This window comes from uncultured Lacinutrix sp., assembly GCF_947500605.1.
Lineage (GTDB): Bacteria > Bacteroidota > Bacteroidia > Flavobacteriales > Flavobacteriaceae > Lacinutrix.
Map to the genome: position 1 here is coordinate 315,381 of NZ_CANMSJ010000002.1, position 20,563 is coordinate 335,943.

Consider the following 20,563-nt stretch of genomic DNA (forward strand, 5'->3'; position numbering starts at 1 on the left):
ATGAAATCATTTATTTTCGATGTATTAAAAAACCTTAAAGACAAAGGAGAAAACTTATCTACTCTTACCTTTGTATTACCTAGTAAACGTGCTGGAGTATTTTTAAGGCAAGAACTTTCTACTGTTGTTAACAAAACCATATTCTCTCCAACTATTATTAGTATAGAGGAATTTGTTGAAGAATTAGCGCAGTTAAAATCTATCACAAATACAGAGCTATTGTTCGAGTTTTACAACTCTTACTTAGAATTAACTCCAAAGAAGGAACAAGAACCATTCGAAAGCTTTTCTAAATGGGCACAAATATTACTTCAAGATTTTAACGAAATAGATCGTTATCTTATTCCTCAAGACAAAATATTCGATTACTTAGGAGCCATTAAAGAATTAGATCATTGGTCGTTAGAAGACAACAAAACCGATGTTGTAAAAAACTACCTTAAGTTTTGGGACAAATTAAAACTATACTACAAACATTACACTAAAGCCTTAATAAGTAAAAAAACAGGTTATCAAGGTTTAATTTATAGAGAGGCTGTAGAAAACATAAATGACTATTGCTTAACAAATACACAAAAGCATATTTTCTTAGGATTTAACGCACTAAATACTGCTGAGGAAACTATTATCCAAGCTTTACTTAAAAATGAATTAGCCGAAGTGTTTTGGGATATAGACGAAGTGTTTATAGAAAACCCAATTCACGATGCAGGACTATTTACAAGATCACATAAAAGGAATTGGAAATATTTCGAAAAAAATCCATTTAATTGGATAACTGGTCATTATTCAGAATCTAAAAATATTGAAATATTAGGTGTTCCTAAAAATATTGGACAAGCAAAAACCATTGGTTCTATTTTAAAAATAATAGAAACAAAAAATCCAAAATTAAAAAGTACAGCTGTTGTTCTTGGTGATGAAAACTTATTAATCCCAGTATTAAACTCTATACCAAAAACAATAGATAAACTTAACATTACTATGGGCTTTCCTTTAAGCTCAATACCGCTTGCCTCACTATTTGAACAACTATTTGCTATTCATAAAAAAGCATCAGATAAATATTATTACAAAGATATTATTAGCCTTTTATCTCATCAGTTTATAAGACCTTTATTTACTAACGAAGAAACCAACAACGCATCAATCTTAATAGAAATAATAAAAAAGAACAACCTTGTATATTTATCGCTTGCAGATTTAAAAACATATAACAATGGTAATTCAGAAATATTAGAACTTCTATTTAGTAATTGGAAAAATAATGCAAATCAATCTATTAATAATTGTTTTGAAATAATTAATAAGATAAAAGAACACCTAGTTTTAAAAAAAGAAGAAAACTTAATCTCTTTAGAATATCTATACCGCTTTAACAAGCTATTTAACGAGCTCTTTAGACTTAATGAAAGCTATAAGCATATAAATGATATATCAGCATTATTTAGCATCTATAAAGAGTTACTTTCTAGCGAAACTTTAGACTTTCAAGGAGAACCTCTAGAAGGCCTTCAAGTTATGGGAATGTTAGAATCTAGAGTGCTAGATTTTGAGACTGTAATAATCTCAAGTGTTAATGAAGGCGTATTACCATCTGGTAAATCTAACAATTCATTTATACCGTTTGATGTTAAAATAGAAAACGAGCTACCAACCTACAAAGAAAAAGATGCTGTTTACACTTATCATTTCTATAGGTTATTACAGCGTGCTAAAAACGTTTATATTCTTTACAACACAGAAGCAGATGTATTAACTGGAGGAGAAAAAAGTCGTTTTATAAATCAATTAGAATTAGAAGGAATACATGATTTTAATCATAAAATAATGACTCCTCAAGTGCCAACATTTAATGTTGAATTAAAGGAAATTATTAAAACCGAAGCCATAATAGATCAATTAAAAGAAATTGCTAAACAAGGCTTCTCACCTTCATCATTAACAAATTACACAAGAAACCCGTTAGATTTTTATTATCAAAAACTATTAGGCATAAAGGATCTTGAAGACGTGGAAGAGACTGTCGCTGCAAACACAATGGGAACCGTAGTTCATGATAGTCTAGAAGCGCTTTATTTACCTTTTATTGGGATAGAACTAAAAGTGGAGGACATTAAAAGCATGAAACCTAAAATTGATAGTAATATTACAAAGTTTTTCCAAAAAGCTTACGCAGATGGAGACATGACAAAAGGTAAAAACCTAATTGTATTTGAAATTGCAAAACGCTACGTTCTAAACTTCTTAAATCTAGAAATTGAAGACTTAAAAGAAGGAAATACAATTAAAATAATAGCTCTAGAGTCACGTACAGAAATACCATTAAATATACCAGAATTAGGCTTTGAAGTTAAATTAAAAGGAACTGTAGATCGCGTAGACGAGTACAACGGCATTACTAGAATTATCGATTATAAAACAGGTAAGGTAGATTCTGGACAGGTTGCTATTGTAGATTGGGAAGACATGAATTCTGATTACAAAAAATTCAGTAAAAGTTTTCAAATTTTAGCTTATGCCTATATGATGAATGCAATAAAACCATTAGACTTCCCAATTGAAGCAGGTATCATTTCATTTAAAAACCTTAGTGCAGGCTTTTTAAAATTCACAAAAAGAGAACAACAAAGAGGTGGCAACAAAGAAACCCTTATTACTCAAGAGACTTTGGATTTCTATTTTGAAGAACTAAAAAAACTAATTATTGAAATTTGTAATCCAGACGTAAATTTTATTGAAAAAGAGGTGTAATGATTATAAAAAATGAAACTTTAAGCAGAGAAGAGCAGAAACCTATTGTTTTTGATGTATTTTTTATCGAAACTAAAAAACCGAAACCGTTGGTTATATTTTGTCATGGCTATAAAGGTTTTAAAGATTGGGGAAGTTGGAATTTAATGGCCGAAGCTTTTAGAAAAGCAGAAACATTCTTTGTTAAATTCAATTTTTCACATAATGGTGGCACACCTGAAAACCCAATAGACTTTCCAGATTTAGAGGCTTTCGCTGAAAACAATTACACTAAAGAACTAGACGACTTAGATGCCATACTAAATCATTTTTTATCCAAAAATTACGAACACAAAAATGAAATAGACACTGCAAATGTTACTATAATTGGACACTCCCGTGGTGGTGGAATTTCAATTATTAAAGCATCGGAAGATTCTAGAATTACCAACCTAATAACTTTAGCTAGTGTTTGCGACTTTGCAAAACGCACAGCAACAATTGGAGATATAGAACAATGGAAAAAAGATGGCGTTAAATATGTTTTAAACGGAAGAACGAAGCAACAAATGCCACACAACTATCAGTTTTATGAAGATTTTAAAGCACACGAAGAAAGATTAAATATTGAAAATGCTGAAAAATCATTACAAATTCCACATCTTATAATTCATGCAAAAGACGATCCGTCGGTTAAATTTAATGAAGCAGAATCTCTTCATTCATGGAATCCTAAAAGCATATTAATTCCTCTTGAAAATAGTGATCATGTTTTTGGAGCTAAACATCCTTGGTTAGACAAATTACCACCAAAAGCGTTAGTGCAGGTAATAGAAAATTGTATTGGGCAAATTTGTTAAAGGCTATGCTATTTTTAAAACATTTTTATTATGCTCATTAATCTTTCTTGAGAGCAACTCTCTATTAACAGGTTTTGTAATATAATCGTTCATTCCTACATCCATTACTTTTTGTCTTGCCGTATCTGTAGCATCTGCAGTAACAGCGATAATTGGTATATTTTTATTAATATTACCAGGAGGATTATTTCTAATAATTACTGTTGTTTCATAACCATCCATAATAGGCATTTGTAAATCCATTAAAATAATATCGAACGCATTATTTTCTAAAAGATATAATGCTTCTTTTCCATTTGCAGCAAGTTTGTAATCTGTTATAGATAAATTATTTAGCATTTTACGCATTATCATTTGGTTCATTAAATTATCTTCAACAACCAATACCTTTAGAGCATTTATGTCTACTCCTGCAATACTGTCTTTAAACTTAGTATTTACTTGCTCTATAATTTTAAACTCCATTTTCATCGAAACGTTTGTGCCTCTACCTTCGTCACTATCTATAGTAATAGTACCTCCAAACAAATCTATTAAATGCTTTACAATACTTAAGCCGAGACCTACTCCACCAAAGCTACGTTTATCATTCAAACGCATTTGACCAAAACTATTAAATACATTCAGTTTTTTATCAGTAGAAATTCCTACTCCCGTGTCTAAAATATTAACTATTATTTCAGAGAGACCGTTCTCTTTTTCAGTAGCCTTTATAGCGCAAACTATTTTCCCATAAGCAGTGAACTTTACAGCATTACTTAGAACATTATTTACAACTTGAGTAAAGCGCTCTACATCACCTTCAATTTTATAAGGAATCGAATCGCTAATACTTAAAGTGTATTTTAAACCTTTACTTTCGGCTGTTCGTTGCCAATTTTTACTAATTTGGGTAACAACTTCTTTAGGATTAAAAACTTCTTTTCTAAGTTTTAACTCTCCTTTTTCTATTTTTTCAAAATCTAAAATATCGTTTATATTACTCAATAAACTCAGCGAAGCATGTTTAATTACTTCAAAGTTTTTTTTACTTTCTGGATCCAATATTTTATCAAGTTCATCTTCTGCAATACCCATAATTGCATTAATAGGTGTTCTTAATTCATGGCTAATATTAGACATGAAATAACTTTTAAGCTCACTAACTTCTTCCGATTTACTAAGTGCCAACATCTGAGACTCTTCTTTCTCTAAACGTAAGTCTTTAATTAAATTTGTCATCGATAACGATAAAAATATAACTTCAAACGTAATACCAAATTTCGCACTATTTAGTGTAACAAAATTATTAGGCAACAAGCTTAAATTATTCATAACAAAACCCATTAAACCAATCACTAAAAAGAAAATGCCTGCAGAAAAGAAAGTGTCAATTTTATGGTCTTTATAACGAGAATAAAACAAGGTTACTAAAATTAATATTAAGCTCATTAGACCATTAACATTAGACATGGGATACACCATAGCTTTGGTCTCGTTATTAATAAACAACAATACTCCTAATACTATTATTATTCCATAAAGTATTTTAAAAGCAATTTTAATAGTTTTACTTATAGATTCTACCTTTAAAAAATACTCGCAATACTTTAATAAAAAGAAGTTAGAAAATAACGCAGTAATTAAAACAGCACGATCATTTATAAAGCCTGCTGAAGGTAATAAATATTGAAAAATCAAACCATCGAGAGCAGACTGTAATAATGCAATAGAGAACACATAAATACTATAGTATAAAAATGTTTTATTAGATAAGCTTGTATAGAAAAACAAGTAAACTACTGTAGCCAAAAACAATAAGCCGTAGAAAAAACCTAAGAACAATTGCTCTGTGTAATTAGATTTCCAAAACTGACTTTCTGTATGTAATACAAGTGGAAGATTTAAAGTCTCTCCATCACTCCTTAAATGTAAATAAAATTGTTGTGTACTGTTTTTTGGCAACTCTATTTTAAAAATAGTTTTTCGGTGTTCTACTTGGCGTTCGCTAAAAGCTATGGCATCTCCACTTTTAAACTCAGTAATATTATTTTTATTAGCTACTTGAAACAAATTAGCTACATCTGTAACTGGCCTAGCGGTTTGTAAATAGTAAATTTCAGGTGTATTAGAAGAATTTTCGAGATCGAAAGTTAACCAATAATTATCTGTAGAAAATCCTACACTTTGGTTTTCGGAAGTTAAAGTAGTAAACTTTAAATTACTCTCATCTTCAAGGATAGAATTTATGTTTATATCTCCATTCTCTGCCTTAGCAAGTTGGGCATATTCATAAAGTTTACCTTTACTTTTATTTGGATTGTATGCAACATTTTGTGCAAATGATGCATAACAAACTAGGCTCATAAATAATATTAATACTTGACGCATTTTGTTGATTTAGGTTTATTATCAAAAAAATCAAGTACAACTACTTATTGAGGGAAATAATAGTTGAACAGTCTACATACGTAATAAAACAAAAAATAGTTTTAAAAAAAATTAATTTTTGTTTTATTACAAAATACTGAAATACAAATACTTGTAATAAAAAAAAGGCTTACTTTAAACCACTAAGTACAAGCACAGGAAACTCACTTACATGAAAATCTTTTTTAAGCATAATATTCTTTTCCCATAGTTTTTTAAAAAAACCACGCTTACGTCTTACAACGCATAACATATCTGGGTTACTAGCTTTATAGTTTTCTAAAACACCTTGGTAAGTAGTAGGGTTTTCAGATTTTGTAATATTAGTAATGATACTTTCTAACTCACTACTAACAATAAAATCTTCATCATTATAAAAAGGCGTTTTTACTAATAGCAAATCTACTTTAGCATTAAAGCTATTTTGTATAGATTTTAATGGTTTTAAAGCTTCTTCTCTTTTAATAACCGCAGATTTTAGCGCAAATAAAACAGAATCAATTGGCTTAAAAACATAGTCTTCTGGTACAATTAAAGCTGGAATATTTGTTTGCTTAATAATTCTTCCAGATGTTTTTCCTAAATAAACCTCATCTTTAATAGAGTTTGTTCTTGGCTCTAAAATAATCATATCAATATCAAAAGCCTTACTAATTAAGTTTATAGTATCAATTAATTTACCTTTAAACGTTTTGGTAACAACCTCAACACCTTTATGGTCTATTTGCGATACATGATGCTCTAAAAAAGCTTTACTTTCTCGCTCTAGAATATGATCTATTTTTATCATTGTTCCGGCTTTAGTATAAAAGTTATACACTTGTACAACAAATAGTTTAGCGCCTGTTGCTCTTGCAAAATCAACGGCGTATTGCAAGTGACTTTTAGCGTTTTTTGACGATCCTACAGGTACTAAAATATTTTTCATGATATATAAATTTAAGACTATTTAGACAACAAAAATACAGTTTTTATACTAAATCTTCCGACATTCGCATTGTCTAAAAACCAATTCCTTTTGAGTACTAATATAAGCATAAAACATATAAATAAATTAGCTATTCCTGCACTTATTGCAGGAATAGCTGAACCTATACTATCATTAACCGATGCTGCAATAGTTGGAAATGTAAGTTTAAATGCTACAGAATCTCTTGCTGCGGTTGGTATTGTTTCTACTTTTTTATCTATGTTAATATGGGTATTTGGGCAAACAAGAAGTGCTATTTCTTCTATAGTTTCGCAATATTTAGGAGCAAATAAATTAGACGAAGTTAAAAACCTACCTGCTCAAGCTATTTTTATTATTACCTCTCTAAGTATATTAATTATAGCAGCCACTTATCCTTTTGCCGAATCTATATTTAAACTCTATAATGCCAAAAATCTAATTTTAGATTATTCGGTAGACTACTATAATATTCGTGTATTTGGTTTTCCTTTTACACTATTTACCATTGCTGTTTTTGGTGCCTTTAGAGGTCTGCAAAATACATATTACCCAATGGTTATTGCAATAATAGGTGCTACTGCAAACATTATTTTAGACTATGCATTTGTTTATGGAATAGCAAACATTATTCCTGCAATGCATATTCAAGGAGCAGCTTATGCAAGTGTAATTGCTCAATTTTTAATGGCATTACTTTCCGCTTACTATCTTCTTAAAAAAACAGACATCCCATTAGTTTTTAGTTTCCCTTTTAACAAAGAAATAAAACGTTTCTTATTAATGATTGGTAATTTAATTATTAGAACCATAGCCTTAAACGTAACACTTTACTTCGCTACTAGGTTTGCCACAGGATATGGCAAAGAATACATTGCAGCATATACTATAGCTATTAACTTATGGTTTCTAGGTGCTTTTTTAATAGATGGTTATGCCAGCGCAGGTAATATTCTTTCAGGAAAATTAATAGGTGGTAAAGAATACAGTAAACTTATACTTTTAAGTAACCGGTTAATAAAATACGGCATCGGCATTGGGCTTATTATTGCCATTTCAGGAGCTTTATTTTACTATTCTATTGGTGAAATATTTATAAAAGAACCAGAAGTTCTAGATCAATTTTATAGTGTTTTCTGGATTGTTTTAGCAATGCAACCTTTATGTGCTTTAGCATTTATTTTCGACGGCATGTTTAAAGGCCTTGGTAAAATGGCCGATTTAAGAAACCTACTATTAGCATCCACCTTTTTAGTTTTCCTACCTACACTTTACGTTCTGGACTACTACAATTTAAAATTAACAGGTATTTTTATAGCATTAACTTTATGGATTGCTGTTCGCGGACTACCATTAATCATAAAATTTAGAAAAGAATTTTTACCACTATCACAAAAGAATTAACTTTGGCGCAAGCCTCTGGCTTAATAAAATAAAACAAAATGGAAATATTAAACTTTTTAGGAGGTAGTGGCTTTTTTGCCATCTTAGCCTTCGTTATTATTATAATCTATATTTACAATAGATACAAGAACCGCAGATAATGGGAAATATACGTATAACTAAGCTTTTTTCTTTCGAGACTGGTCACGCACTTTATGGCTACGACGGAAAATGTAAAAACGTTCATGGACACAGTTACAAACTATCGGTAACCGTTTTTGGACAACCAATATCGGACAGTACAAACGTAAAATTCGGAATGGTTATAGACTTTACGGATCTTAAAAAAATTGTAAAAGAAGAAATTGTAAACGTCTTCGATCATGCCACCGTATTTAATAAAAACACACCACATGTAGAGCTTGCAAAAGAACTTCAAGATAGAGGTCACAATGTGCTTTTAGTAGATTACCAACCAACAAGTGAGATGATGGTTATTGATTTTGCTAAAAAAATTAAAAACCGTTTACCAGAAAATATACAACTACACTCTTTAAAACTTCAGGAAACCGATAGTTCTTATGCAGAGTGGTATGCAAGTGAAAACTAGAATTCTGCGCAGGCAGGAATCTCTTTATTAATAAGCTATAATTTTTGTGAAGATAAAGGAAACAGCAAGTAGGTGCGTTAGGGATTGAGCAATTGTTGAAGCTCCTCGCAGAGAGCGACTTGCGAAAGCCCGACCTTTAGGTAACGCCCAAATAATTATAAATTCCTGCGATTTTAGTAATTAATTATATTTACAACATGCAAATTCCAAAAGGAAAAAAAATATATTTTGCTTCAGATAATCATTTAGGCGCTCCTACAAAGGAGTTGTCTTTTCCTCGCGAACAAAAATTTGTTGCTTGGCTAGATGAGATAAAAGAAGATGCTGCAGTAATTTTTTTACTTGGCGATATGTTCGATATGTGGATGGAATATAAAACCGTAGTTCCTAAAGGCTTTACTAGAACCTTAGGTAAACTAGCCGAAATTAGCGACTCTGGAATCCCAATCCATTACTTTGTTGGGAATCACGATTTATGGATGAATGGTTATTTTGAAGAAGAACTAAATATTCCTGTTTACCACAAACCACAAGAATTCACTTTTAATAACACCTCATTTTTTATTGGTCATGGAGATGGCTTAGGTCCTGGAGATAAAGGTTACAAACGCATGAAAAAAGTGTTTACCAATCCTGTTTCTAAATGGCTTTACAGATGGCTACATCCAGATATTGGTATACGTATAGCGCAACACCTGTCGGTTAAAAATAAAATGATTTCTGGAGACGATGATGCTAAATTTCTTGGAGGAGACAATGAGTGGTTGGCACAATATTGCAAGCGTAAATTAGAAAATAAACACAGAGATTTCTTTATTTTCGGACACAGGCATTTACCTTTAGATATTAAGCTAAACGATAAATCTCGGTATGTAAACCTTGGAGATTGGGTAAGTTATTATACCTACGGAGTATTTGATGGTGAAACTATGGAGCTAAAAAACTACTAAACTTCGAAAGCCGTAATGTTTTTATGTTTGAGTATTTCTTCAAAATCAATCATAAAAAACACAAAACAAAATTGGGCTACAGTTGTACTTAGATTTATAAATCCAAAAAGCATTACATTCTTCACTTGTAAAGCCAAAACAATAAGACCAAGAAGACACGTTATACTATATCCTATACCTGTTAAAAACAAATAAATACTTTTAGAGTGACTATATACAGAGGTAATGTAAAAACAACTTACTAAAAAAGCAGTAAACGGAAGTATTCCAAAAGCAAAAAATAGACTGGTATTAAGTTCGCTAAGAAACGTTATATAGGTAGAGAGTATAATGTATCCTAAAGAGGCAATTACTATTAAAGCAAAGAGACGATTTATTCCTATAAGCCTTAGTTTTCCTTTTTTTAACAAAGGAAATAATAATACAACACCACTAATAAAACATATTGAATATCCCAATATGACCCAGAGCATACTAAAGACAATGGTAGATTTATCCATGAACTCTACAGTCATAGCACTTAGGTAAAACAAATAAAATAAGGGCTTAATTTTTTTTGATAAAACACTGTAAGCAATCAATAGAACAACGTGAAACAATGGTTTAGAGTAAAACTCAAGCCCACTATATGTTGTCATTGAAATAGCGATACTAAATCCACCTAACAGTAATGCAAGGTTCTTAAAAAGTACTTTAGTTAACAGTGTTATAGGTTTTTATAATTAAAAAATTATGGGCAATAATCTATTATGATAAATATAGTAATTTAATTTAGTAATAAATCTAAAGTCATTAAATCAATTTTACCATCTGGAAATAAACTGTTCTTTTCTTCAAAACTTTTAAGTGCATCAGATGTAATAATTTGATAAACTCCATCCAATGGAATATCGTAACCTTTTTTAACTAACAATTTCTGTATTTCGAAAACAAATGGACTCTTTTCTCCCATAAACAATGCTTTCTTCGGCATCATATCGAGTAATAATTGTTTTTGCTTACGCTTATCTTCGGCTTTATTATAACTATCTATTGATAGGCCATTAGTTTCTAAAAACTTTACACCATCATTATCTAAACCTTGAGATTTAAGCGTTTTTGATTGCTCCAAAATAGATTGGTAGTAATTTACTTCTGCTACCTTTTCTCCATACTCTGCTACTACCAATGTCGTTTGCTCATCGTCATTTTCTGGACTTCTTACATCTATGCCATTAGCACTCCATTGCATTTGCATGTAATTATTTGCCTTCTCTAAAGCTGCATAGTAATTAAAAACTGTTTCTTGATTATGATAGTTAACATCTATAGTTTTAGAAGCTTCTAAATTTGCGTTTTTAGGATGAAAACGTTGATATTCTTTGTATTGAGAGTATCCAAAAATTAAAACAATAATAGCAAGTATAACAAGAAGTATTTTTTTCATGGAAGCATTTATTTAAAATAAAAACAGATTATTAGCGAAAACAAATATAAGAGAATTTGAATTTATAGACCGTTATAACGATTAAGACTCATTATTAGATTCGAAATCTTTAGTTAAATCTAGTTTTCTAAAACTTGGAGATACAATAGCAGTGGTTACCACTGTAATTAATGTCATAGTTCCTCCAAAAACTACTGCTGCTGCTGTTCCCATTAATTTTGCTGTTACACCACTTTCAAAAGCACCTAGCTCGTTAGAGCTACCAACAAACATAGAATTTACTGAAGAAACACGACCACGCATATTATCTGGTGTTTTAAGCTGTAATATCGTTTGTCTAATAACCATAGAAACACCATCTGTAACACCACTAAAAAACAGTGCTACAACCGAGATCCAAAAGCTTGACGATAAACCAAACACAACAATACAAACACCAAAACCAAAAATAGCAACTAATAATTTTATACCTGCATTTTTACTAATAGGAATATACGCTGTAACCAACATTGTTAAAAAAGCACCAACAGAAGGTGCTGCAACTAAAATACCAAAACCTTGTGGTCCTACTTTTAAAATATCTTCGGCAAAAACCGCTAAAAGCGCTACTGCTCCACCAAATAAAACCGAAACCATATCTAATGTTAAAGCGCCTAATATTGCTTTTGTTTTAAACACAAAACTAACGCCCTCTTTTAAACTTTCCATAACAGGTTCACCTATTTTAGGATTTAATATTGGTTTTTTAGAAATTTGAAACACCATCGCTAATGCTGCCATTACTAAACAAAAAACAATGCACAAAGATAGATGCACACCAATCCAACCAATAGAAAAACCTGCAAAAGCAACACCTAAAACACGCGACATTTGCCAAGTAGAACTATTCCATGTTGCAGCGTTTGGATATATTTTTTTTGGTACAATTAAAGCTACTAATGAAAAAATAGTAGGTCCAAAAAATGAGCGTAAAAAACCTCCAAAAAACACTAAAGCATAAATAGAATATAATAAACTGTTTTTAGACCATGTTTGAGAAACTGTTTCTGAAGTAAGCCAAAACAAAGCAAAACTTATAATAGAAAAAGCTGCTAAACAAATAGCGAGTAGGTTTCGTTTTTCGCGCTGATCTACAATATGCCCAGCAAATAATGCCATAGTAAAAGCTGGAATAATTTCCATTAAACCAATAATACCAAGCGACAAAGGATCTTTAGTTAAAGCATACACCTGCCATTCTATAACAATAAATTGCATAGACCATGCAAAAACTAAGAAAAAGCGCATGGTTAAAAAGGTATTAAATTCTTTAAAACGCAATGCTGCGTAGGGATCGTTTTTAATTTTATTCATTGTATTAAAACACTATTTTTATTCCTGTATATCTCGCAATTTCAACTGTAAAGACACATTGCCTTGCCACTCGTTTTCGTCTATAGAATAAGTTGCTTTAAAAGGTTTAGTACTTTTAACCACGCTTAACTTATCGCCTAAACCAAAACCGATGCAGACTATTTGATTGCTATTGGGTTGTTTTACGGTAATTCGTAAGTGTTTATCGTCTTCGCCAACACATTTACCATAACCGGTATCTTTAAGATTATCGCTCATAAAAACTGGCGACATATTACCTGGTCCAAAAGGTGCAAACTGACTTAATATTCTGTAGAATTTATCTGAGATATCGTTAAGTTCAATTTGTCTATCTATTGTAATTTCTGGTGTTAATAATCTTTTGTCTATTGTAGCCTCTACTACTTCTTCAAATTTTTGTTTAAAGGCTTCGTAGTTTTCTTCTTTAAGCGTTAAACCAGCAGCGTATTTGTGGCCTCCAAATTGCTCGATATGTTCAGAGCAAGCCTCTAACGCATTATAAACATCAAAACCTTTTACAGAGCGTGCAGAAGCTGCTAATTTATCGCCACTTTTTGTAAACACTAATGTTGGTCTGTAATACGTTTCTATTAATCTACTAGCAACAATACCAATAACACCTTTATGCCAGTCTTTGCTATAAACAACAGTAGTAATCCTTTTCTGTTCTTTTTGTTTTTCAATATGCTCGAGAGCTTCAATTGTAATTTGTCTATCTGTTTCACGCCTGTCGGTATTAAAATCTTCTATTTCTTTTGCACAAACCTCGGCAGCTTTAACATTGGTTTCGGTTAATAAATCTACCGCGTATTGACCATGTTTCATTCTACCAGCAGCATTTATTCTTGGCGCAATAACAAATACAACATCTGTAATAGTTAGTGTTTCTTTTTTAATTTGATTTATTATCGCCTTAAAACCAGCTCTTGGTTGTTGATTAATAACTTGTAAACCAAAATAAGCCAAAATTCTATTTTCTCCAGTAATAGGTACAATATCTGCGCCTATTGCTGTGGCTACCAAATCTAGATATTCTACTAAATCTTCAATCGTTTTTCCTTTTCTAGAGGCTAAGGCTTGTATTAGTTTAAAACCAACTCCACAACCACAAAGCTCATTATAAGGATAATTACAATCGTTTTGTTTAGGATCTAAAACGGCTACTGCATTTGGTATTTTATCTCCTGGCCTGTGGTGATCGCAAATTATAAAATCGATGTTTTTTTCTTCCGCGTAAGCGACTTTATCAATTGCTTTTATACCACAATCTAAAGCAATAATTAGCGTAAAATTATTGTCTTCGGCAAAATCGATGCCTTGAAAAGAGACACCGTAACCTTCTCCATAACGGTCTGGAATATAAGTGGCAACATTGGGATATTCGCTTTTTAAATACGAAGACATTAACGATACTGCTGTTGTACCATCTACATCGTAATCGCCATAAACTAATATATTCTCGTTATTTGCTATTGCTTTTTCAATACGCTCGACCGCTTTTTGCATATCCTTCATTAAAAAAGGATCGTGCAAATGACTTAAACTTGGCCTAAAAAAATCTTTAGCTTGCTCGTAAGTTTCTATTCCTCTCTGTACTAAAAGTGCTGCAACGGGCTCATCGACCTGCAATGCTTGCTGTAAAAATTGTACAGTTTCAAGATTTGGTTTCGGTTTTAAAGTCCAACGCATGGTTAAGTGAAAATGAATAGTTATAAGTGAGTAGTTTGCTTACTCAAACTCTTGTTTGTTTTAAGTGTTATTCAGAGCATAACGAAGAATCTTTTCTTTACATGGGAATCCTCAATTCGCTCTGAATGACAATAGTTTAATTATTATGAAAATTGATTTTAGTTTCAACTTTAGAAAACTGACGAAACATTTCCATAACACCACAATATTTCTCTACCGAAAGGTTTACCGCTTTTGTTATCTTTTTCTCGTCTAAATCGCTACCATAAAAATGATAATCTACAGTTACTGTATGATATATTTTTGGGTGCTCGTCTGTTAATTCTCCAACAACTTCTATTTTAAAATCGCTAAACTCTGTTTTCATTTTTTCGGCAACAGAAACCACATCTAAACCAGAACAAGCTGCTAAAGCTGATAGCATTGCTGCTTTAGGTCTTAAAGATTTGTAAGGGTCGTTATCTTCTTCCGACACACCTAAATTAAAACTAGAACCACTTGGGTTATCGCTTTCGAAAATCATTTTTTCTTTCCAAACAGTTGTTACTTTATCTGCCATAATTGAATATTTTTTCGTTTATTGATACATTCAAAAATACTATTAAAAAACAAATATATGCCATTAGTAACGCCTTTAGATGCCGAACACGATTTAGAAACTAAAAAACTAGCAGAGTTCTTTAATGAAACTTTAGGTTTTTGCCCAAACTCTGTGCTTACCATGCAACGCAGACCAGCCATTTCTAAAGCTTTTATAAATTTAAACAAAGCCGTAATGGCTAACGAAGGTAAAGTGACCTCAGCCTTAAAACGTATGATTGCTTGGGTTTCTAGTAATGCCACAGGTTGCCGTTATTGCCAAGCACACGCTATTCGTGCTGCAGAGCGTTATGGAGCAGAACAAGAGCAGTTAGATAATATTTGGGAATATAGAACACATGCTGCTTTTAACGAGGCAGAGCGTGCTGCGTTGGACTTCTCTTTAGCAGCTTCTCAAGTTCCAAATACTGTTGATGCAGATATACAAAAACGTTTACACGAACATTGGACCGAAGGTGAAATTGTAGAAATGTTAGGTGTAATTTCTTTATTTGGATACCTAAACCGTTGGAACGATTCTATGGGAACAACACTTGAAGGTGATGCTATTGAAAGTGGAGATCAATACTTAGGGAAACATGGTTTTGAGGTTGGAAAGCATGTTTAGATAGTCTCGATTATTAGATTTTTAGAGCGCTTTGCTTTTAGATACAATAGATTAAACCTTGCTAGAAATAGTGAGGTTTTTTAGTCTATTATTTTGGCGAATTTTTGCTGAAAAAGCAAAAAACGGGCTGTCACTACTCAATCTTTTTTCAAAAAAAAAGGATTTCAAACAAACCGTTCCATCCTTTTCGCGGGCAGCATTTACAATTTATAAGCCACTTTAAACATGATTATTCTTGGTAGAATAAATGTTTTACTATCGCTAATTAAAAAGTCACTAAAACTATTGTCTTGTTTAAATTGTGTGTTAAACAAATTCGTTGCATTAATCTCGAATCCCCAAGCGCTATCTTCTACTTGGTAAAAAAGTGATGCGTTAGCAGTGTCGAAAGTGTTCTTAATGTTTAAACTTTTATTTTGGTAGTTATCTAAATTGTAATCGGCTTTAAAAATAAAATCTTCTAAAAAATCGTATTCAAGATTTACAAAAAAGGCATCGTTTTCGAACTTAGAAATACTTCCGCTTGAGCGATAATTATTAAAATCTTTAGTGTACCCAATTTCTATGTTTGGATGCTTTTTAAAAGATGTTTCTGCACTTAATGTTCCAGATACATTTTTAGAAATATTTTTATTGGTTTCGGTATTTACAATCTGAAAGAAATCACGATAGCGGTAACTGCCTCTAAATTGATATTTAATTTTATTAATTTTCTTGGCAATTCGTCCATTTATATTCCAACTATGTTCTGGTTGCTCGAATAAAATTTGTGTATTAAATTGATTTATACCATCTAACTGCGTTACACTTTTATAGTCTTTTATTTTTTTATTAAAGCTTGTACTTAAATTTAGATTTAAGTTTTTGAATAAACTAAATTTGTAATATGTTAAACTTGCTGAGTGATATAACGTATTATCTAAATCTGGATTCCCACGAGAGACACTATTAAAACTAGATAACATAAAATTGTTTGCCAAACGGTTTACGGTTGGAAAACGTGCATTTAATTTATACTTGAAATTTAATTTCTGACTAGAATTAAATTCGGTTTTAATGGTTAGCTGCGGTAACGCTAAGGCTTTTGTTTTACTAATTTGAGAGTCTTGCTGGTTAACTTGCCAATTGTAAAAATGATAGTATAAAGCAGGTTTAAACGTAGTAATACCTGTTTGGAATTTATATTCTAAACCTACAAACGTATCTATAAAATTGTACTTTAAAGCGTTACCAAAACCAGCTGAGTTAAAATTATTAATTTCTCCATTACTTAACTGTTGTACATCTTGGTTCTCGAAACTATTAAATGCTGCATTTACACCTAAACTCGTATACAAATGGTTAAAATTATTTACAACCCAATAGTCTTTTACAATAGCACTTGCATTGTGCGTTTTTACGGTTTTTGTTTGCAAAATATTAAAAACGGCATCGGTTTGTAATGGTATTAATCCTGGTAAAATTTCTTGGTTGGTAAGCCAGTTTACTAGAGGTTCGTCGTTTTTATAATTGTATGTTGCTTCTAGCGTTCCTGTGTGCTTTTTAGATAGTTTCCTGCTATAACTTACGTTTTGTTTAAGGTTTAAACCTACAATATCTGTAAGTGTATTAATGGTATTATTTTGGTTTATACTATTTGTGTTTATTAAACCATTACTAGTGTTATTGGTTACTTTTACAAAGCTATTATAAGCAAAGTCTTCTTTAAATGTTGGATCGTAATCTATGGTTACTTTACCTATTGTAAAAAAGGTATTGGCATTATTTGTAGTCGTTCTGTTTTCTGTAAAAGGCTCGCCAAAATTGTATTGGTTAGTGATGTTGTTTTGGGTTTCTACTTTTGCTTTACTAGAAATAACATAACCAGAAATATCTGTGACCTCGTTAATAGCTTGCCTAATGTTTAAGGCACCAAATTGGTTGGTATTGCTCTTAAAATCTTGGTTTGTTAAATACTGTGCAAAGTCGCTATTAAATAAATTAAAGTAGCCACCAGAATCGCTCATTAGCTTACCAAAACCACCTTCGAATTCTAAGTAATCTCTAAACGTAAAACTTTTGGAGCCTGTATTATTTAAATCGCCTATTAAGTTTACATTTGTTTTTGGGCTGTAATAAAATAAGTTTGGGTGTATTACATAACGGTCTTTAATGCCTGCTCCAACCTCAACGTCGCCAAAGGCAAAGTTTTTTTTGTCTTCTTTTAGTTTAATATTCATGGCAAGGTCTTCGGTATCTTGCAAACCTTTAAGCATGGCAACGTCGTTGTAATTGTCTAAAACCTCGATCTCGTCTACAGCATCTGCAGGAATGTTGTTTACTGCTAGTTTACTATTGCCTGTAAAAAAGGTTTTACCTTCTACTAATACTTTGGTTACTTTTTTACCTTGAACCGTTACATTTCCGGCTCTATCGACCTCTACACCTGGTAATTTTTTTAAAACGTCTTTTAGTTTGCGTTCTTCACCTGTTACAAATTTATCTACGCGGTAAATAGTAGTGTCTTTTTTTACAGTTATTGGTGGTGTGTAGTTTAATGTAACCTCGTCTAGCTGATTGTGATTTACTTGTAGTGTAAAGTTTTTAGTTAGGTTTTCTTTAGTTGTAGTAATAACTATTTCTTGAGGTAAATAGCCTAAATAACTTACTGTAATTTTATAGGTTTGGTTTTGCTCTAATTTTAATTGGTAGCCACCATTGTCTTTGGTAATAGCAAAACGGAGTTCACTATCTCTTTCTGGTACTGCAAGAATATTAGCGTAATCTAGTGGTGTTTTTAGGCTGTCTTGTACTTTACCCGAAACGGTTATATTTTGGGCGTTTAGAGAAAATCCTGCTATAAAAAGCAAAAAAAGAATAAAATAAAGTTTAAAACTCATTAATGTAAGTTAAGATTTTCTGTCTTGATACTTTTTTTTATTAAATTCTTCAAATTCATCTTCCGTCATTCTCTCTCCTTTTGATGGCTCTTTAATTTTTTCTAAATCTTCTTTAACAAAAATGACTTTAGTAGCGTAATATTTAATTTTTGCAATTTGTAGTTCTAAAATAGCTCCTGGCAAACCGTCATAACCTAAAGGACCAATAGAATAGTTAATTTCAGGGCAATACCAAGCAATAATATCTGTTTTGACCTTCTCATCTTTATAATTTTTCTTTGATAATACTCCAGTAGCTTTAAAACAAATGTAATTTCCAATTTTCCTATTTTCTTTTGTAATTTTCCACTTAATAAAATTTCTCTTTTTTTCTATTAGATAAATTTTTCCTGATACTTCTTTTTCTAATATTGTTTTTTTAGAATCAATATAAAATTTATCATTACTTCTTGTATATATACTTGCTATTTTTTCAGCCTTAGTAATTTCATTACTTATTTTTTTTATTCCAAAAAATAAACTTTGTGACCTTGAAGCAAAAAGTTTAAATTTTTGACTTTCAAATGCTCTAGAGAGCTCTGTAGAACTAGAGTTACTCTTGTTATCTAATTTTAGGTTATAATTTATATGAACCTGATGATTCTGAGCAGAAATAAAATTAACTAATAATAATATAAAAAATAAAAAAGATTTTTTCATTTTTGATTTTGATTTTGATTTTGATAAAAAGCATACTAATTATTTAATTAATATGCTTTTAAAAATTTAGAACTAATTCATACAAGCATCATAAAAAACAAGCCATGTATCATACCATTCCGCATGTGTAGATGCATGTCCAGTCAGTTCTTCTACTTCACAAGCTACATCATTTGCGTTAATATCTGCAATTTCAAAACAATCAATATTCTTTTTTAAAAGATTGATTGAACTAGAACTCATACTCATCAAAAGTAATGTCACAGCAAATACTCCGAAAAATTTATTTAATTTTTTCATAATTTAAAATTTTACACCAGTTTTTAGTTTTTACTGGTTGGTTAATAAAATTTAAGAAGCTAAGAAGCATTTTTTAAGAAGCTGTATTATTGAAAAATAAACCTGCGCAGGTTATTAAGTTGCAACCATATTCTCTATTAATTTGAGGCTTCTTAATTCTCAAACTAATATTGAATACTTTGTAAACCTAAAAAAAAAAAAAAGGAGCAACCTCACAAATTTTTATAGGAGTTTTTGTGCATTTTATCGAAAATATGAATTTTTAGTCAATTTGTATTACGGTAAAAACCGTAATTGGTGTTAAATGTTGGTTTTAGAATATACATTTTGTAATATTTTTAATTATGTAAATAGCTAATCACTTTCTGGTACGGCTAGAATATTAGCGTAATCTAATGGTGTTTTTAGGCTGTCTTGCACTACGCCAGAAACGGTTATGTTTTGGGCGTTTAAGGAAAATTTTATAGACACTTAATCGATACAAGTTTTGTTATTAGTTTTTTCTGTTTTTGTAAATTTCTGAAACTCTCTTTTTAAATTCATCTTCTGACATTTCTTTGCCTGTTGGTATAAAATCAATATTTAAATTTTTATTAGAAAACTCTATTTTTTTTAAAGAAGTTGTTGTTCCGTTATTATCTAATTGAAGAATTAATCCTGGTAAACCGCAATATCCATCTGGACCATATGGTAATGGAATTTGTGGAGCATACCAAGCCGTAACTTTTAATTTATGTTTTCCTTCTTGATTTTCAATAATTCGAGTTGTTGATGCTTTGTAGCATGTGTATCTATCAATATTTAAAGTGTCTTTTGATAAAATCCATTTAATCTCATTTTTTTTTATAAGATAATTACCTCCAGCAAATTCTCTTTTGTGAAGATTTTTATTCTTTTTTTTATTAAAATAAACCTCTCCATCAAACCCTGATATACCTTTAAGGAATGCTTGAGCTATTGGGCTATATTTAAATCCATATTCTTCACTTTACTATACAAAGATCCTGACTCATTAAACGATAGCTTATATTCACTGTTTTCTAAACTACTTAATGCTTTTTTCATGTAAGCATTGTCAGAGTGATTCGTATCTAA

At 30.9% G+C, this 20,563-nt stretch carries 17 protein-coding genes; 6 read left to right on the forward strand and 11 right to left on the reverse strand.

Annotated elements, in window-relative coordinates:
* Both Q0935_RS04555 and Q0935_RS04560 read left to right on the forward strand, forming a co-directional pair.
* Positions 1-2,754: a PD-(D/E)XK nuclease family protein gene (locus tag Q0935_RS04555; protein WP_299382774.1), complete on the forward strand. Its 2,754-nt coding sequence runs from the start codon at positions 1-3 to the stop codon at positions 2,752-2,754.
* Positions 2,754-3,593, forward strand: a complete 840-nt coding sequence (locus Q0935_RS04560) for an alpha/beta hydrolase (RefSeq protein WP_299382776.1) — start codon at positions 2,754-2,756, stop codon at positions 3,591-3,593. Before Q0935_RS04555 ends, Q0935_RS04560 begins: the two co-directional genes overlap by 1 nt.
* 3 nt (positions 3,594-3,596) lie before the next feature.
* On the opposite strand, the gene Q0935_RS04565 is transcribed toward Q0935_RS04560, so the two are convergent.
* Positions 3,597-5,963: a hybrid sensor histidine kinase/response regulator gene (locus Q0935_RS04565; protein ID WP_299382779.1), complete on the reverse strand. Its 2,367-nt coding sequence runs from the start codon at positions 5,961-5,963 to the stop codon at positions 3,597-3,599.
* A gap of 169 nt (positions 5,964-6,132) precedes the next feature.
* Entirely contained in the window at positions 6,133-6,930 is a 798-nt protein-coding gene (locus Q0935_RS04570) for a universal stress protein (protein ID WP_299249016.1), read from the reverse strand.
* 90 nt (positions 6,931-7,020) lie between these two features.
* Between Q0935_RS04570 and Q0935_RS04575 the strand changes: the two genes are divergently transcribed.
* The 3 genes from Q0935_RS04575 (at position 7,021) to Q0935_RS04585 (ending at position 9,894) form a co-directional block, all read left to right on the forward strand.
* The gene (locus Q0935_RS04575) at positions 7,021-8,355 is read left to right on the forward strand and encodes an MATE family efflux transporter (RefSeq protein ID WP_299382786.1); all 1,335 of its coding nucleotides are present in this window, start codon (positions 7,021-7,023) and stop codon (positions 8,353-8,355) included.
* Positions 8,356-8,494: 139 nt separating this feature from the next.
* Positions 8,495-8,944 (forward strand): 6-carboxytetrahydropterin synthase, encoded by a 450-nt coding sequence (locus tag Q0935_RS04580; RefSeq protein WP_055436306.1) that lies wholly within the window; start codon positions 8,495-8,497, stop codon positions 8,942-8,944.
* Positions 8,945-9,141: 197 nt separating this feature from the next.
* Positions 9,142-9,894, forward strand: a complete 753-nt coding sequence (locus Q0935_RS04585; protein ID WP_299382791.1) for a UDP-2,3-diacylglucosamine diphosphatase — start codon at positions 9,142-9,144, stop codon at positions 9,892-9,894.
* On the opposite strand, the gene Q0935_RS04590 is transcribed toward Q0935_RS04585, so the two are convergent.
* The 5 genes from Q0935_RS04590 to Q0935_RS04610 form a co-directional block, all read right to left on the reverse strand.
* Positions 9,891-10,532 carry a hypothetical protein gene (locus tag Q0935_RS04590; RefSeq protein WP_299382793.1) on the reverse strand — a complete coding sequence of 214 codons (642 nt, stop codon included), beginning with the start codon at positions 10,530-10,532 and terminating at the stop codon, positions 9,891-9,893. The two genes, Q0935_RS04585 and Q0935_RS04590, sit on opposite strands and share 4 nt — an antisense overlap.
* Before the next feature lie 128 nt (positions 10,533-10,660).
* A complete protein-coding gene (locus Q0935_RS04595) occupies positions 10,661-11,320 on the reverse strand; it encodes a peptidoglycan-binding domain-containing protein (RefSeq protein ID WP_299382796.1) in 660 nt (219 codons plus the stop codon).
* A gap of 81 nt (positions 11,321-11,401) precedes the next feature.
* Complete coding sequence (locus tag Q0935_RS04600; protein ID WP_299382798.1) at positions 11,402-12,673, reverse strand: MFS transporter; 1,272 nt, start codon at positions 12,671-12,673, stop codon at positions 11,402-11,404.
* An 18-nt stretch (positions 12,674-12,691) separates the two neighbouring features.
* Positions 12,692-14,383: a single-stranded-DNA-specific exonuclease RecJ gene (gene recJ, locus Q0935_RS04605; RefSeq protein ID WP_299248995.1), complete on the reverse strand. Its 1,692-nt coding sequence runs from the start codon at positions 14,381-14,383 to the stop codon at positions 12,692-12,694.
* Positions 14,384-14,519: 136 nt separating this feature from the next.
* Positions 14,520-14,942 carry an OsmC family protein gene (locus Q0935_RS04610; protein ID WP_299382801.1) on the reverse strand — a complete coding sequence of 141 codons (423 nt, stop codon included), beginning with the start codon at positions 14,940-14,942 and terminating at the stop codon, positions 14,520-14,522.
* A 57-nt stretch (positions 14,943-14,999) separates the two neighbouring features.
* On the opposite strand from Q0935_RS04610, the gene Q0935_RS04615 reads away from it, so the two are divergent.
* Positions 15,000-15,590 carry a carboxymuconolactone decarboxylase family protein gene (locus tag Q0935_RS04615; protein WP_299382804.1) on the forward strand — a complete coding sequence of 197 codons (591 nt, stop codon included), beginning with the start codon at positions 15,000-15,002 and terminating at the stop codon, positions 15,588-15,590.
* A gap of 200 nt (positions 15,591-15,790) precedes the next feature.
* Here Q0935_RS04615 and Q0935_RS04620 read toward each other — a convergent pair whose 3' ends face one another.
* From Q0935_RS04620 to Q0935_RS15905, 4 genes are all read right to left on the reverse strand, one after another.
* Complete coding sequence (locus Q0935_RS04620) at positions 15,791-18,469, reverse strand: carboxypeptidase-like regulatory domain-containing protein (RefSeq protein ID WP_299382807.1); 2,679 nt, start codon at positions 18,467-18,469, stop codon at positions 15,791-15,793.
* Between the two features lie 9 nt (positions 18,470-18,478).
* A complete protein-coding gene (locus tag Q0935_RS04625; RefSeq protein WP_299382810.1) occupies positions 18,479-19,168 on the reverse strand; it encodes a GLPGLI family protein in 690 nt (229 codons plus the stop codon).
* A gap of 72 nt (positions 19,169-19,240) precedes the next feature.
* Complete coding sequence (locus tag Q0935_RS04630; protein ID WP_299382813.1) at positions 19,241-19,468, reverse strand: hypothetical protein; 228 nt, start codon at positions 19,466-19,468, stop codon at positions 19,241-19,243.
* A gap of 493 nt (positions 19,469-19,961) precedes the next feature.
* The gene (locus tag Q0935_RS15905; RefSeq protein WP_367275010.1) at positions 19,962-20,426 is read right to left on the reverse strand and encodes a GLPGLI family protein; all 465 of its coding nucleotides are present in this window, start codon (positions 20,424-20,426) and stop codon (positions 19,962-19,964) included.
* Between the last annotated feature and the right edge of the window lie 137 nt (positions 20,427-20,563).

What these genes read in the sequence shown, in the direction of transcription:
- Q0935_RS04555 (WP_299382774.1), top strand. Translation starts at nt 1, where the DNA reads ATGAAATCATTTATTTTCGATGTATTAAAAAACCTTAAAGACAAAGGA.
- Q0935_RS04560 (WP_299382776.1), top strand. Translation starts at nt 2,754, where the DNA reads ATGATTATAAAAAATGAAACTTTAAGCAGAGAAGAGCAGAAACCTATT.
- Q0935_RS04565 (WP_299382779.1), bottom strand. Translation starts at nt 5,963, where the DNA reads ATGCGTCAAGTATTAATATTATTTATGAGCCTAGTTTGTTATGCATCA.
- Q0935_RS04570 (WP_299249016.1), bottom strand. Translation starts at nt 6,930, where the DNA reads ATGAAAAATATTTTAGTACCTGTAGGATCGTCAAAAAACGCTAAAAGT.
- Q0935_RS04580 (WP_055436306.1), top strand. Translation starts at nt 8,495, where the DNA reads ATGGGAAATATACGTATAACTAAGCTTTTTTCTTTCGAGACTGGTCAC.
- Q0935_RS04585 (WP_299382791.1), top strand. Translation starts at nt 9,142, where the DNA reads ATGCAAATTCCAAAAGGAAAAAAAATATATTTTGCTTCAGATAATCAT.
- Q0935_RS04590 (WP_299382793.1), bottom strand. Translation starts at nt 10,532, where the DNA reads ATGACAACATATAGTGGGCTTGAGTTTTACTCTAAACCATTGTTTCAC.
- Q0935_RS04595 (WP_299382796.1), bottom strand. Translation starts at nt 11,320, where the DNA reads ATGAAAAAAATACTTCTTGTTATACTTGCTATTATTGTTTTAATTTTT.
- Q0935_RS04600 (WP_299382798.1), bottom strand. Translation starts at nt 12,673, where the DNA reads ATGAATAAAATTAAAAACGATCCCTACGCAGCATTGCGTTTTAAAGAA.
- recJ (WP_299248995.1), bottom strand. Translation starts at nt 14,383, where the DNA reads ATGCGTTGGACTTTAAAACCGAAACCAAATCTTGAAACTGTACAATTT.
- Q0935_RS04610 (WP_299382801.1), bottom strand. Translation starts at nt 14,942, where the DNA reads ATGGCAGATAAAGTAACAACTGTTTGGAAAGAAAAAATGATTTTCGAA.
- Q0935_RS04615 (WP_299382804.1), top strand. Translation starts at nt 15,000, where the DNA reads ATGCCATTAGTAACGCCTTTAGATGCCGAACACGATTTAGAAACTAAA.
- Q0935_RS04620 (WP_299382807.1), bottom strand. Translation starts at nt 18,469, where the DNA reads ATGAGTTTTAAACTTTATTTTATTCTTTTTTTGCTTTTTATAGCAGGA.
- Q0935_RS04625 (WP_299382810.1), bottom strand. Translation starts at nt 19,168, where the DNA reads ATGAAAAAATCTTTTTTATTTTTTATATTATTATTAGTTAATTTTATT.
- Q0935_RS04630 (WP_299382813.1), bottom strand. Translation starts at nt 19,468, where the DNA reads ATGAAAAAATTAAATAAATTTTTCGGAGTATTTGCTGTGACATTACTT.